The sequence below is a fragment of the Microbacterium sp. NRRL B-14842 genome, from assembly GCF_050470785.1.
In genome coordinates this window covers 1-13,092 of the sequence record NZ_JBFLUM010000056.1, presented here as the reverse complement: position 1 = coordinate 13,092, position 13,092 = coordinate 1, and the positions used below count along the sequence as shown (strand labels likewise).

Here is a 13,092-nt window from a genome sequence, read left to right as displayed (position 1 = left end):
CTCCATGCCACGATCTCGTCCGCGATGCGCTGCATCGGACGCCGTGAGGTGTCGAACGTGGTCGACGCCACCTCGTCATACCATCCTCGCCGTTCCGCGAAGATGCGCTTCCACTTCTCGACCGGTCCTCGCCGCCAGCAGCGGCGCGTCCCGCCGCGCAGTCGGTCGGCCACCGCTGCCTCGCTCACGGAGAGGAAGACCACGGGGTGCGCACGCAGCAGCGCGCGCGTCTCCGGGTCCGTGACCGCGCCGCCGCCGAGGGAGATCACGCCGCCCCTCGGCGAGAGCCTCACGGACCGCCGCGCGCTCGAGCTCCCGGAAGTGCGCCCTCGCCGTGCGTGGCGAAGATCTCCGGGATCGGGCCGTGCGCGGCGACGATGCGCTTGTCGGTGTCGATGAAGGCGACCCCCAGACGCCGCGCGACCCGTCGCCCGACACTGGTCTTGCCTGCCGCCATCGGTCCCACGAGGACCAGCGTCAGCGGCTCTCAGCCTCGTTCGTCATGCGCGATGAGCGCCGCCTCGGACGCGGGGGCCGTGCGCAGCTCCGCGGGGATGCCGTCGAGGTATCCCTCCAGGTTGCGGCGCGTCTCACGGATGCTGTCGCCGCCGAACTTCTCCCAACACGGCGCGGGCCAGCTCGATGGCGACCATGGCCTCCGCGACGACGCCCGCCGCGGGCACGGCGCAGACGTCGGAACGGGCTGGTGCGCGGTCGCCTGGTCGCCGGTCGCGATGTCGATCGTGCGCAGCGCGTGCGGCACGGTCGCGATCGGCTTCATGCCGGCCCGCACCCGCAGCACCGTCCCGGTGGACATGCCGCCCTCGGTGCCGCCGGCGCGGTCCGTGCCGCGGGCGATACCGTCGGCGGTGGCGAAGAGCTCGTCGTGGGCGGCGGAGCCGCGGCGCGCGTGGTCTCGAAGCCGTCGCCGACCTCCACGCCCTTTGATCGCCTGGATGCTCATGAGTGCCTGGGCCAGCCGGGCGTCCAGACGACGATCCCAGTGCACGTGGGAGCCGAGCCCCGGCGGCAGGCCGTACGCGAGGACCTCGACGATGCCGCCGAGCGTGTCGCCGTCCTTCTTGGCGTCGTCCACCTCCGCGGACCATGAGTGCCGACGTCGCGGGGTCGAAGCACCGCAGCGGGTCGGCGTCCAGCGTGTCGACGTCGTCCGGGGTCGGCAGCGCCGCGCCATCCGGCACACGCACCGGGCCGATGGAGATCGTGTGGCTGACGAGCCGGATGCCGAGCTCGCCGAGGAAGGAGCGGGCGACGGCGCCGAGCGCCACGCGGGCGGCGGTCTCCCGGGCGCTCGCACGCTCGAGGATCGGACGGGCCTCGTCGAAGTCGTACTTCTGCATGCCCACGAGATCAGCGTGGCCCGGACGCGGCCGGGTCAGCGGCGCGCCACGACCGCGCGAGCGGTCGGTGAGCTCCACGGGGCTCCGGGTTCATGACCTCGATCCACTTCGCCACTCGGTGTTGCCGATGCGCAGGGCGATGGGGCTGCCCAGCGTCTTCCCGTGCCGGACACCGCCGGAGATGGTGAGCTCGTCCTGTTCGAACTTCATCCGGGAGCCGCGTCCATAGCCGAGCTTGCGGCGGGCGAGGTCGGCCTGGATGGCCTCGGACGACACCGGGACGCCGGAGGGCAGACCCTCCATGACGGCGATGAGTTCTGGGCCGTGCGATTCGCCGGCCGTGAGCACGCGGAGCATGTGCTCTAGTCTCCCATGCGTTTCCCTCCGCGCCGTGCCGCGTTTCGTCGGGCGGCGCTCAGAGGGTGGCGCGCATCGCGGCGAGGACCGCGTCCTCGTCCGGCAGCGGCGAAACCGGGTCGCCGTGCAGGAAGATCCGGATCTGCCGGACCGCCTGATGCAGTAGCATTCCGAGCCCGGAGACCGCCGGCGCTGCGCCCCATGCCGCCGCCAGGGTGGACGGCCAGGGCGCGTAGGCGGCGTCGAACAGCGTGCCGCCGGTCTCGGCCAGGCGGGCGGCACTCTCCGGCGGCAACGTTGTACCGGAGGGCAGCGTCGCCACCGTGAGGTCGACGGCGCCGTCCGCCTCGTCGAGCGATCGTGGGGTGACCACGACGCCGCGTCGCTCCCCGATCCGGACGAGCCCCCGGCGCGTTCCGGCCGACGGGCGGCGACCTCGACCCGCGTCGCCCCGAGGTCGGCGAGGGCGACGAGGGCCGAGGGCTGCCGTCGCTCCGGCGCCCAGGATCCGTGCCGTTCCGATCTCGCGGATCCCGGCATCACCGAGGGCATCGACGATCCCGCCGACGTCGGTGTTGAATCCCGCCGGGGCCTCCGAGAGCAGGAGCGTGTTGACCGCGCCGGTCAGCTCCGCGTGGGCGTCTCGGTGGCGGCGTATCGGTACGCCTCCTCCTTGAGCGGCATCGTCAGGGACAGCCGCGCCAGGAGTCGTCGAGGGCCCCGACCGCGTCCGTGAAGCCCTCCGCGCCGACCTGGCGGCGGCCGTACTCCCAGTCCAGCCCGAGCACCGCGTAGGCCGCCGCGTGCAGCTCCGGCGACCGAGAGTGCCCGATCGGGTCGCCCCAGACCGCCAGTCGTCTCCGGTTCACCGCGTCAGCCACACGCGTCACTCCGCGTAGCACCCGGAATCCGGGTTCTCCTTGCACCATGCGTGCAGCTTCTTCTCGGCTTCCTGCTGCTCGGCGTACGTCGCCGAGAACACCGTCTCCCCCGTATCGAGGTTGACCGTGACGAAGTAGAACCAAGGACCGTCGGCAGGGTGCATCGCCGCGTCGATCGCCGCATCGGTCGCGGTCGCGATCGGCCCCTTCGCAGCCCCGGGTGGATGTACGTGTTCCACGGATTCGGGTCCGTGAGCGCCTTCTCAGACGAACCCGCGGCACCGGCGTGCAGCTCTCCGACACCGTACTGCGCCGTCGAGTCCATCTGCAGAAGCCCGTTCGTCTCGCTGTTTCCAGGAGCGAGACGGTTCTCGATCACGCGAGAGACCTTGGGGAAGTCGTCGGTGCGACCTTCGCGCTGGATGATCGAGGCAATGGTGAGGATGCGCTGCTCATCGCCGGACGGAACCACCGGCCTTTGCCAGCGACTCGCGTGTCCGGTCGACCATCCGCTGGATGACCTGCGTTGCCGTGGTCTCCGGATCGAACGTGTAGACAGCCGGGAAGAGCCATCCCTCCAGGCTGTCCGCTTCGACTCCGTAGACCGACGGGTCCTTCACAGCCGCTTGGAGCTCCTCGAGTGGCATGCCCATCGTCTCGGCCACCTGCGGGAGGAAGTACTCGATGGTGGCGCCCTCGGGGACGGATGCCGAGTTCTCCAACTTGTTCTCCTCGTTGCGGAGAGCGGCGAGGGCGTCCTCGGCGGTCATCTTCTCCTGGAGACGGTAGACGCCGGGATAGAAGGTCACCGCGATGTTCTCGTCGATGAGGTAGTCGTAGAAGACGTCCTCGGTCTTGGTGACGCCCGCCTCGTAGAGCGCGGTCGACACGGGGCCGCCGGTATCGCCCTCCTTGATCGTGACGAGTACCTCACCGGTCGCCTGGCCGGGCTCCCAGTCCTTCGGCTCGCCCCACCCCATGGCGTCGGCGATGCGGTCGCGAAGGTGTTCGCGACCCAGACGCCGCCGGCGGCGATGCCGCCGAGGATCACCAGGACGATGATCAGGGCGATGAGGCAGCCCTTGCGGCGCTTCTTCTTGTCGGAGCGCCGTGATCGCGGCCGTCGTCCTGAGCGGCGAAGATCTCGTCGAGTCCTCCGCCCAGCGCCGGTGCGGGGTCTTCGGTGCCGGTCGGACCGGCGCGGGCCCGGGGCGGGGGCCTCGTCCGCGCTCGTCGCGGCGACGGGCATCGCGCGGGTCACGACCGGTTCGGCGTCTGCGGCATTCGCCTGCGGCCGGTGGTCGGTCACGGCCGCATTCGCGATGCTCGCCGCCGACGCCGAGACCGGGCGGGCCGGCACGTCGGCATCGGGCGCAGCCGTCGCGTCCCGGGCGGCCGAGCCTCCTGCTCGCGGGCCGCGGCCTCCCTCGCCGCGCGGCGGGATCCGGGTGCCGGCGTGTCATCCGCGGCGGTCGGGACCTGCGGGGACGGAGCGGGGAGGTTCTCGAACAGATCCCCCAACCGGGTGCTCTGCTCGTGCTCGGGCGCACGGCTCTCGCGTTCGGACATGTTCAGGCGGGCTCCTCGTCAACGGGGGACCGGGGCACCGGCCGGGTTTCCGGTGCTCTTCTCCGTGTCGATCGCCTGCTGCAGCAGCACCACGGCGGCGACCTGATCCACAATGCTACGAGAGTTCTTCTGTGATCGCCCAGAACTCCGCAACGCGGCATGCGCGGAGACGGTGCTCAGCACGCTCGTCCACGAGGCGGACCGGCACGCCACTGCGCCCCTGGAGTGCGGCCGCGAACTCCCGCGCATCGACCGTCGACGGCGTGTCCGCGCCCTGCATGTTCACCGGAAGTCCGACCACGATCTCCAGCGGCTCGTACTCCGCAGCCAGCTCCGCGATGCGCGTCAGCGAGTGCTCGTCGCGCGGCACGGTCTCGACGGGGACGGCCAGCATGCCGTCCGGATCGGACCGGGCCACGCCCACGCGGGCCCGGCCGACGTCGATGCCGAGCCGGACCCCGCGGCGATAACCGCTCACGCGCCCCGCAGCTCCTGGGAGACGGCCTCGAGCGCGGCGGGCAGCGCCGCTGCGTCGGTACCGCCGCCCTGGGCGACGTCGTCCCGGCCACCGCCGCCTCCGCCGAGCACACCGGCGGCGCGCTTCGCGAGCGCACCCGCCTTCGCCCCGGCATTGCGCGCGGCCTCGTTCGTGGCGACGACGATGACAGGGCGACCGTTGACGACCGCCCCGAGCGCGACGACCACGGGGTCGGAGCCCAGCCGGTCGCGCACAGCCGTTGACGAGCTCGCGGACATCGTCCGCGGAGGCCACATCGCCCAGCGTCTGCGCCGCCACGCGGAAGTCCCCGACGCGCGTCGCGGCCTCGGCGATGGCGGGGATGCGCCCCGCCCGCTCCTTCGCCTCGAACTGCGCGATGCGCTTCTCCGCGGCCTTGAGGCTCGCGGCGAGATCGGCGATCCGCTCGGGGAGCTGCTCGCGCGGGGTCTTCAGGGAGGCGGTGAGCTGCGAGACGAGAGCGCGCTCCGCCGCGAGCTCACGGAACGCATCCGCGCCGACGAGAGCCTCGATCCGGCGGTTGGAGGCGCCGACCGACGACTCCCCCACCACGCTGACCAGGCCGATCTCCGCACTGGTCGACACGTGCGTGCCGGCGCAGAGCTCGCGCGACCACGGGCCGCCGATGTCGACCATCCGCACGACGTCGCCGTACTTCTCGCCGAAGAGCGCCATTGCGCCCGCTTCCTTGGCCTCGTCGAGCGTCACGATGCGGGTGGTCACCTCGAGGGCGTCCTGCACGGCGCGGTTCGTGATCTCCTCGATCTCCGTGCGGGTGTCCGTCGACAGCGCCTGCGACCAGGCGAAGTCGAATCGCATGTAGCCGGCGCGGTTGAGCGAGCCCGACTGCGTGGCCGTCGGACCGAGCGTGTCGCGGAGGGCGGCGTGCACGAGGTGGGTGGCGGAATGCGCCTGGCGGGCGGCGCGGCGGTTGGCGGCGTCGACGATCGTCGTCGCGATGTCGTCGACCGCGACCGTGCCGCGGGAGACTTCGACCGTGTGGCTGATCAGCCCGGGGACCGGACGCTGGACGTCGAGCACCTCGAGCTCGTAGCCCGGGCCCACGATGGTGCCCTTGTCGGCGACCTGACCGCCGGACTCGGCGTACAGCGTCGTCTCGGCGAGCACGACCTCGGCGATCTGGCCCTCGGCGGCGCTGCGCACCGGCGCGCCGTCGACGAGCAGGCCGAGCACGCGGGACTCCACCTCGAGGGCCGTGTAGCCGTCGAAGCCCGTCTCGCCCAGCGCGCGCAGGTCGCGGTACACCGAGACATCCGCGAGCTGGCGCTTGCGGTTGCGGGCGTCGTCCTTCGCGCGCTGACGCTGCTCCTGCATGAGGGAGTCGAACGCGGCGCGGTCCACGTCCAGCCCGGCCTCTTCGGCGACCTCCAGGGTGAGGTCGATCGGGAAGCCGTAGGTGTCGTGCAGCAGGAACGCCTCGGAACCGCTGAGGGTATTCCCGCCGCCCTTCTTCGTCTCGTCGAGCGCGAGGTCGAGGATGGTCGATCCCTGCGCCAGGGTGCGCCGGAAGGTCTCCTCTTCGGCGAAGGCCGCCGAGGAGAGCACGGACCAGTCCCGCTCCAGCTCCGGGTACGCCGACTTCATCGCGTCGCGGGAGGCGGCGAACAGCTCGGGGAACGCGGGCTCGTCGACACCGAGGAGCCGCATGGCGCGCACGGTCCGGCGCATGAGGCGCCGCAGGATGTAGCCGCGGCCCTCGTTCGACGGACGCACGCCATCGGAGAGGAGCATGAGCGAGGAGCGCACGTGATCCGCGATCACCCGGAAGCGGACGTCATCCTCGTGGACCGCACCATAGCGGCGGCCGGAGAGCTCGACGGCGCGGTCGAGCACCGGACGCACCTGGTCGGTCTCGTACATGTTCTCGACGCCCTGCTTGAGGAACGCGACGCGCTCCAGTCCCATGCCGGTGTCGATGTTCTTCATCGGCAGTTCGCCGACGATGTCGAACTCGGTCTTGCCGCGGATGTTCTCGATGAAGTCCTGCATGAACACGAGGTTCCAGATCTCCAGGAACCGCGAGTCGTCGACAGCGGGGCCGCCGTCCTTGCCGTAGGCCGGGCCGCGGTCGAAGAAGATCTCGGAGTCAGGGCCGCCGGGACCGGGCTGGCCGGTATTCCAGTAGTTGTCCGCGCGGCCGAGGCGCTGGATGCGCTCCGGCTTGAGCCCGATGATGTCGCGCCAGATCGCCTCGGCCTCGTCGTCGGTCTCGTAGACGGTGACCCAGAGATCCTTCTCGTCGAAGCCGAGGCCGCCGTCCGCCTCCGAGCTCGTGAGCAGCTCCCAGGCGTAGCGGATCGCGCCTTCCTTGAAGTAGTCGCCGAACGACCAGTTGCCGAGCATCTGGAAGAACGTGCCGTGACGCGCGGTGCGCCCGACCTCCTCGATGTCGTTGGTGCGGATGCACTTCTGCAGGTCGGCGATGCGCGGGTGCGGCGCCGGGACCACGCCCGTGAGGTACGGGATCATCGGGACCATGCCGGCGACCGTGAACAGCAGCGAGGGGTCGTCGCTGACCAGGGATGCCGAGGGGACGATGAGGTGGTCGTTCTTCTCGAAGTAGGAGAGGTAGCGCTGCGCGATTTCCGCAGTTTTCATAGGAGTGCCGGATGTCCTTGCGTGAGGGGGCGCGCCGAGGCGCAGATGCGGGGGGTCAGTTCTCGCCCGGCTCGGTCAACCGAGCCTCCTGCGCGCGATACGCGTCGCTGAGGATCGCGGCGAGGCCGTTGAGGCGGGCGTCGACGTCGGCCAGGATGTCGTGGCCCCGCGGGTCCTTGTTCATGAAGTGAGCCGCGACGAAGCCGCCGATCACGCCGATCAGGAACCACAGCACATTCTTCATGTCGTCATCCTTGCCCTAGAGCCGCGAAGGCGCGGTCTCTCCATCGTAGGCGGAAACGACAGGAGGCGTCGGGAACCCCGACGCCTCCTGCCTGATGCTCTTCCGCTGGATCAGCGAGCCGCGTAGTACTCGACGACGAGCTGCACTTCACAGGTCACGGGGACCTCGGCGCGCTTCGGACGACGGACCAGGCGGGCCTGGAGCTTGTCGAGCTCGACCTCGAGGTAACCCGGAACGGCGGGCAGGACCTCGGCGTGACCGCCGGCGGCTGCCACCTGGAAGGGCTCGAGGCCCTCGCTCTTGGGCTTGACGTGGATGAGCTGACCCGGCTTCACGCGGAACGACGGGCGGTCGACGAGCTGGCCGTCGACGAGGATGTGACGGTGCACGACGAGCTGGCGAGCCTGCGCCGTGGTGCGGGCGAAGCCCGAACGGACCACGAGCGCGTCGAGACGCATCTCGAGGAGCTCGACGAGGTTCTCACCGGTCAGACCGTCCTGGCGACGGGCCTCGTTGAACGCGATACGCAGCTGCTTCTCGCGGATGCCGTACTGCTCGCGCAGACGCTGCTTCTCACGCAGACGGACGGCGTAGTCGCTGTCGGCCTTGCGCTTGGTGCGGCCGTGCTCGCCCGGAGCGTAGGGACGCTTCTCGAGGTAGCGGGCGGCCTTGGGGGTGAGTGCCACGCCGAGGGCGCGGCTGAGACGCACCTTGCGGCGGTCCTGGGACTTCGTGACCACGAAGTTATCCTTCCGATGACGTGGACGTGGATTTCACGTCCGACGGACGTATCACCGCGTTCTTCCTCGGGGCGCACGCCGGGGTGCCGTCGAGGTGGGGTGTGAACGAGGAGATGCCCGAAAACACGGTTTCGAGCCGCTCAAGTCTAACAGACGACGGCAGACACCCGAGGCCCGCGGATCACCGGTCGCCGAGGATCCGGCGGATGCGCTCCAGCCGTGCACTGATGTCGCGCTCCGCGCCCAGGTTCTTCGGCTCGTAGTAGTGGCGTCCGTCGAGCTCGTCCGGCAGGTACTGCTGCGGCACGATCCCGAACTCGCTGTCGTGCGCGTAGCGATAGCCGCGGCCGTGGCCCAGGCGCTTGGCGCCCGGGTAGTGGGCGTCGCGGAGGTGCAGCGGCACGCGCCCGAACCCTCCGGCCCGGATGTCGGCGATGGCCGCGTCGATGCCGACATACGCCGCGTTCGACTTCGCGGTCGTGGCCAGGTACACGGTGGCCTCCGCGAGCGGGATGCGTCCCTCCGGCATCCCGATGAAGGCCACGGCGTCGGCGGCGGCCACGGCGATGCCGAGCGCCTGGGGGTCGGCGAGCCCGACGTCCTCGGACGCGGAGATGACGAGCCGCCGGGCGATGAACCGCGGGTCCTCCCCCGCCTCGATCATGCGGGCGAGGTAGTGCAGCGCGGCGTCCGGGTCGGAGCCTCGGATCGACTTGATGAAGGCGCTGATGACGTCATAGTGCTCGTCGCCCTGCCGGTCGTAGCGGAGCAGAGCCTTGTCGACGGCCTGCGCCACATCGTCGGCGGTGACCTCGGGGACGGTCGACTCCTGGTCCTCGCTGTCGTCGTCGGCCGTCGCCGCGTGCGAGAGCGCCACCGCGGCGGCGGCCTCCAGCCCCGTGAGGGCGCGACGGGCGTCCCCCGACGCGAGGCGGATGAGGGCCGACCGCGCCTCGTCGGTGAGCGCGACCGCGCCTCCGAGTCCGCGGGCGTCCGACACCGCCCGATCCACGAGCACGCCGATGTCGTCATCGGTGAGCGGCTGCAGGGTGAGCAGCAGCGACCGGGACAGCAGAGGCGAGATCACCGAGAACGAGGGGTTCTCCGTGGTGGCGGCGATGAGGATGACCCAGCCGTTCTCCACGCCGGGCAGCAGGGCGTCCTGCTGGGCCTTGGTGAAGCGGTGGATCTCGTCGAGGAAGAGGATCGTCGTCTGCCCGTAGAGGTCGCGCTGCGTGATCGCCTCCTGCATGACCTCCCGCACGTCCTTCACGCCGGCGGTGATGGCCGAGAGCTCGACGAACCGGCGGCCGGAGGACCGGGCGATGGCCTGGGCGAGCGTGGTCTTCCCGGTGCCGGGCGGGCCCCAGAGGATGATAGACACCGCACCGGGCGAGCTGGCCTCCGGATCGGCGAGGGCGACGATGGGCGACCCGGCCCGCAGCAGGTGGCGCTGTCCCGCGACCTCGTCCAGCGACACCGGACGCATGCGCACGGCGAGCGGTGTCTGCCCGGAGAGCAGGGCGGAGGGAGAGGACATTCCTCCAGGCTAACGGCGGCCGGGGACACGAGGCGAGGCCGGCGCCCCGGTAGGCTCTCAGGCGACGTCGTGGACCGGCGTCGGACGGGAGAAGCAGGGCATGGCTGCACGCGGTTCCAAGAAGGCGCAGACACGCACCGAGGCGGAGCGCGCTCGGCTGCACACCGCTCGCACCCGCTGGCACCAGGACCAGATCCGCCGACGGACCCGGGACAACGCCATCGCGATCACCGTCGGCGCCCTCATCGTCGTGGGCGCGATCGTCAGCCAGGTCGTGCATGCGCAGGTGACCGCTCCGGAACCGACGCCGTCGCCCTCGCCCACCTCCTCGATCGAACCGTCCCCGGCGCCGACCGATACCCCGACGGAGGCTCCGACCGCGCCCGCCACTCCCTCGGAGTGAACCGATCCGGCACGATCAGTCGTCGAGCACCGCGAGTCGATAGCCGCGCTTGACCACGGTCTGCACGAGGTCGACGTCGCCGAGGGCCTCGCGGAGCCGCGCCACAGCGACCTCGACGGCTCGAGGACTCCGCCGCCCGCCCGGGAGCACCTGCCCGATCTCCGTCCGGCTGAGCACCCGCCCGTCGGCCACGAACAGCGCTTCCATGACGCTCACGGCTCCGCGGGAGAGCGGGACGAACACGCCGTCGATGAGAATGCCCCCGCTGCGTACCGCCACGTCGCCGACGTCCGTCCGCCGTTCGCGCCCCGCGCGGGCGAAGTGATCGATGACCGTGCGGGCGAGGTCTTCCGCCGTCGGCCCGCACGCTGTGGACGCGGCCAGTCCGAGCTCCGCCAGCTGAGCCGTCGCTGTGGGGTCGGCGGTCGCCAGGAGCAACCGCGAAGCCCGCGCGCGAGCACGCACCACATCGAGCATGCCGAGGCGCTCGAAGATCGCCAGGAGGCCTGGCACGCCTTCGGCGGCGGGGAACAGCACAGCGTCGACCTGGCCGGTCGCGATGCGGTGCGCCGTTCGCTTCGTGCCGGCGGGGATCGCCTGATCGTCCCGCAGTGACACGATCCGCACGACCTCCGACCCGCTGCCGGTGAGGGCGTGCAGGAGCGCGTCGGCGTCGACGGGCTCGGGCCGCACCGGCCGTGCCACCTCGGCGACCGCGATGCGGGAACCCACGAGTGCCGGGGCCACGCGGGTCGGCGCGCTCATCTCGCCCCCTCTGCGGACCGCACTCCCGCCGCCGTCCCTGTGCCGCTGCGGTCCAGGTCTCGACGCCGGCGGGTTCCCCCGTCCGCGGGTCCGACCAGCGGCGTCATCGGGTGGCGCCCGCCGGCTTCCGGCTCCGAGGTCCGGATCACCGCGCCTGCGGCCCGGAGGCCCGCCAGCACTCGCGGGAGGTCGCCGCCCCGGATCCCCCCGACGGTGATCGTCCCCTCGCCGAGACCGATCGTGGCGTCGTGACGCTGGGCCAGGCGGCCGATCACGAGGAGGAGCGCAGCGTCGATCTCCCTCCCGACCTCGACCTCGACGTCGACGACGGAAGCGGCGGCCGAACCACGGAGGCGGACGCCCGGTCGGCGGTCGGGGGTGTCGGCAGGGGCGGGGTCACGCTGCAGCAGCGCAACCGCCAGACGGCGGAGGCAGGGTCCGCAGTCACGGCTCTCCCCCGCTGCGGCCAGGGCATCGGCGAACGTCCGGATCCCCCGGCGATCCAGCTCGACACTCAGCGCGTCCAGCGGGAGCGTCAGGAGACCGTGGCCGCATTCGTCCGCGCGGTCGTCGGACGCTGCCGAAGCCAGAAGCACGCGAACCTCCGCGCGCCGATCGGTGTCATCGCGCGAGAACCGCGCCAGCCATGCCTCACCCTGTTCGCCGATCGTCGTCGCGCCGTACACCTGACGCGCATCTGCGGAGAGCAGGATCTCTCCGAAACGGCGTCCGTCGAGGGCGGACAGCGGGACGGCGAAGGCCGACCCACGACGTCGTCGATCCGCAGGACGGCGAGGTCGATGCCACCGGGCCGTCCGTACCAGCGCCGCGGTCCTCGGTCCGTGAGCGGAGCACCGCACAGGGCGGCGACCGCACGGTCCGCGGAGGAGCATGCGGCTTCGACGCCCCGCTCGAGCTGACCGACTCCCACCGCGACGTCCCCGATGGCGAGGATCCGCTCATCCTCTGTCTGTCCGGCGGCATCCACGATCACGCCTCCGCCCTGGCGCACCGGGAGACCGGCGTTGCGCGCGAGTTCGTCTCTGGCCCGTGCACCGGTCGTCACGACGAGGTCCGCCCGGGCGAAGGTCCCGTCCTGGAACTCGACCGCGGTGACGGCACCGGCCTCGTCGGGATCGACGCGCGTCAGCCGCGTCCGGGTCCGCACGGTGATCCCGCGTGCCTCCATGACCCGCCGCAGCGCCGCCGCAGCCGGCGCCGACAGCACGGAGGGAAGCAGCCGATCCGCGGTGGCGACGAGGGTCGTCTGCACTCCGGCCTCGTCTAGAGCGAGCGCAACGTCGACCCCGGACTCGTCTCCGCCGACCACCACCGCTCGGAGGGCACGTGGCAGCTCCGTCCTGCGGATGGCCAGGAACGCGCGCAGGGTCTGTGCGTCTTCCATCGCGCGGAAGGTGAAGGCCCCACGAGCGCGGATGCCTGGCACCTCGAGCGGGCGGGCGTGGGTCCCGGTCGCCAGGACGAGCGCGTCGTAGTCGTACCAGCGGCGCGAACGGGTCCGCACGCGGCGTCCCGCCCTGTCGATACGCAGCACCCGGTCGTCGTCGATCAACCGCACCCGATCGTCGCGGAACGGCGCCCGGTCGAGATCGATGCCCGATGCCGCGTCGCCCGCGACCACCCGCGCCAGCCCGGAGCGGTCATAAGGCAGCCGCCCCTCGTCTCCGAACACCGTGATCCGCACGTCCCGCTCCGGATCCTCCAGCATCCGCGCGACGAAGCGGTGCGCCGCAACTCCCGCCCCCACGACGACGATCTCCGCTGTGCGCGCTGCGTTGTCGTCCATGAACTCCTGTCGACCTGGGGACTGTCGTGGTCGCGACGATAGGAGCGCCGTGTTACCCGGAGATGACGCGGAGTGTTTCCTGCGTCGAACGTTCTGCTCACGAAACGGTAACGTCCCACTTTGTCGAGACCCCGGGTCGCCGTCGAGACCCCGCCTCGTTCGCGCACGAAGCACGGGGTCTCGGCGGGAAGACGGGGTCTCGCGGATCGAAGAGGGCGTACTAGGCTGAGCCTCGTCCTTTCCGCCTCCCGCGGCGTGACCGCGCAAGGAGAATCACCGTGTCTGCCAA

The 13,092-nt window shown here is 71.3% G+C and carries 13 protein-coding genes and 4 pseudogenes; 1 reads left to right on the top strand and 16 read right to left on the bottom strand.

The window, feature by feature from the left end:
* The 13 genes and pseudogenes from AB1285_RS23430 to AB1285_RS23370 all read right to left on the bottom strand — a co-directional run.
* On the bottom strand, positions 1–269 hold a 269-nt coding region (locus AB1285_RS23430), incomplete at its 3' end, for a shikimate kinase (protein WP_429977955.1).
* A gap of 20 nt (positions 270–289) precedes the next feature.
* Entirely contained in the window at positions 290–457 is a 168-nt protein-coding gene (locus tag AB1285_RS23425; RefSeq protein ID WP_429977954.1) for a shikimate kinase, read from the bottom strand.
* A gap of 30 nt (positions 458–487) precedes the next feature.
* Positions 488–1,096 (bottom strand): chorismate synthase, encoded by a 609-nt coding sequence (locus AB1285_RS23420; RefSeq protein WP_429977953.1) that lies wholly within the window; start codon positions 1,094–1,096, stop codon positions 488–490.
* Between the two features lie 97 nt (positions 1,097–1,193).
* Positions 1,194–1,664, bottom strand: a pseudogene (locus AB1285_RS23415) (chorismate synthase); the annotation flags it as partial.
* A gap of 112 nt (positions 1,665–1,776) precedes the next feature.
* Complete coding sequence (locus AB1285_RS23410) at positions 1,777–2,091, bottom strand: hypothetical protein (protein WP_429977952.1); 315 nt, start codon at positions 2,089–2,091, stop codon at positions 1,777–1,779.
* A 313-nt stretch (positions 2,092–2,404) separates the two neighbouring features.
* The gene (locus AB1285_RS23405) at positions 2,405–2,599 is read right to left on the bottom strand and encodes a hypothetical protein (RefSeq protein ID WP_429977951.1); all 195 of its coding nucleotides are present in this window, start codon (positions 2,597–2,599) and stop codon (positions 2,405–2,407) included.
* Between the two features lie 5 nt (positions 2,600–2,604).
* Positions 2,605–3,071, bottom strand: a pseudogene (locus AB1285_RS23400) (endolytic transglycosylase MltG).
* On the bottom strand, positions 3,052–3,579 hold the full coding sequence (locus AB1285_RS23395) for an endolytic transglycosylase MltG (RefSeq protein ID WP_429977950.1): 528 nt from the start codon (positions 3,577–3,579) through the stop codon (positions 3,052–3,054). Before AB1285_RS23395 ends, AB1285_RS23400 begins: the two are co-directional and overlap by 20 nt.
* 607 nt (positions 3,580–4,186) lie before the next feature.
* Positions 4,187–4,646 (bottom strand): annotated as a pseudogene (ruvX, locus tag AB1285_RS23390) (Holliday junction resolvase RuvX).
* Positions 4,643–7,304: pseudogene (alaS, locus tag AB1285_RS23385) on the bottom strand (alanine--tRNA ligase). The pseudogenes ruvX and alaS overlap by 4 nt, the downstream one beginning before the upstream one ends.
* A 55-nt stretch (positions 7,305–7,359) precedes the next feature.
* Positions 7,360–7,548, bottom strand: coding sequence for a hypothetical protein (locus AB1285_RS23380; RefSeq protein ID WP_025103513.1), 189 nt, complete (start codon positions 7,546–7,548; stop codon positions 7,360–7,362).
* Between the two features lie 110 nt (positions 7,549–7,658).
* Positions 7,659–8,288: a 30S ribosomal protein S4 gene (gene rpsD, locus AB1285_RS23375; protein WP_187661514.1), complete on the bottom strand. Its 630-nt coding sequence runs from the start codon at positions 8,286–8,288 to the stop codon at positions 7,659–7,661.
* A gap of 181 nt (positions 8,289–8,469) precedes the next feature.
* The gene (locus AB1285_RS23370) at positions 8,470–9,828 is read right to left on the bottom strand and encodes a replication-associated recombination protein A (RefSeq protein ID WP_259954509.1); all 1,359 of its coding nucleotides are present in this window, start codon (positions 9,826–9,828) and stop codon (positions 8,470–8,472) included.
* A gap of 100 nt (positions 9,829–9,928) precedes the next feature.
* Between AB1285_RS23370 and AB1285_RS23365 the strand changes: the two genes are divergently transcribed.
* A complete protein-coding gene (locus AB1285_RS23365) occupies positions 9,929–10,231 on the top strand; it encodes a hypothetical protein (protein ID WP_187661516.1) in 303 nt (100 codons plus the stop codon).
* Between the two features lie 15 nt (positions 10,232–10,246).
* Here AB1285_RS23365 and AB1285_RS23360 read toward each other — a convergent pair whose 3' ends face one another.
* Genes AB1285_RS23360 through AB1285_RS23350 form a run of 3 tightly spaced genes read right to left on the bottom strand, consistent with a single transcriptional unit; the run spans position 10,247 to position 12,803 of the window.
* Positions 10,247–10,996 carry a winged helix-turn-helix domain-containing protein gene (locus tag AB1285_RS23360; protein ID WP_259954510.1) on the bottom strand — a complete coding sequence of 250 codons (750 nt, stop codon included), beginning with the start codon at positions 10,994–10,996 and terminating at the stop codon, positions 10,247–10,249.
* Positions 10,993–11,592, bottom strand: coding sequence for a hypothetical protein (locus AB1285_RS23355; protein WP_429977949.1), 600 nt, complete (start codon positions 11,590–11,592; stop codon positions 10,993–10,995). The genes AB1285_RS23360 and AB1285_RS23355 overlap by 4 nt, the downstream gene beginning before the upstream one ends.
* A complete protein-coding gene (locus tag AB1285_RS23350; protein ID WP_429977948.1) occupies positions 11,532–12,803 on the bottom strand; it encodes an NAD(P)/FAD-dependent oxidoreductase in 1,272 nt (423 codons plus the stop codon). Before AB1285_RS23350 ends, AB1285_RS23355 begins: the two co-directional genes overlap by 61 nt.
* Positions 12,804–13,092 lie beyond the last annotated feature (289 nt).

Excerpts from the sequence above, each read along its gene's own strand:
- AB1285_RS23425 (WP_429977954.1), bottom strand. The coding sequence starts at position 457 with ATGGCGGCAGGCAAGACCAGTGTCGGGCGACGGGTCGCGCGGCGTCTG.
- AB1285_RS23395 (WP_429977950.1), bottom strand. The coding sequence starts at position 3,579 with ATGGGGTGGGGCGAGCCGAAGGACTGGGAGCCCGGCCAGGCGACCGGT.
- AB1285_RS23380 (WP_025103513.1), bottom strand. The coding sequence starts at position 7,548 with ATGAAGAATGTGCTGTGGTTCCTGATCGGCGTGATCGGCGGCTTCGTC.
- AB1285_RS23370 (WP_259954509.1), bottom strand. The coding sequence starts at position 9,828 with ATGTCCTCTCCCTCCGCCCTGCTCTCCGGGCAGACACCGCTCGCCGTG.
- AB1285_RS23365 (WP_187661516.1), top strand. The coding sequence starts at position 9,929 with ATGGCTGCACGCGGTTCCAAGAAGGCGCAGACACGCACCGAGGCGGAG.
- AB1285_RS23360 (WP_259954510.1), bottom strand. The coding sequence starts at position 10,996 with ATGAGCGCGCCGACCCGCGTGGCCCCGGCACTCGTGGGTTCCCGCATC.
- AB1285_RS23350 (WP_429977948.1), bottom strand. The coding sequence starts at position 12,803 with ATGGACGACAACGCAGCGCGCACAGCGGAGATCGTCGTCGTGGGGGCG.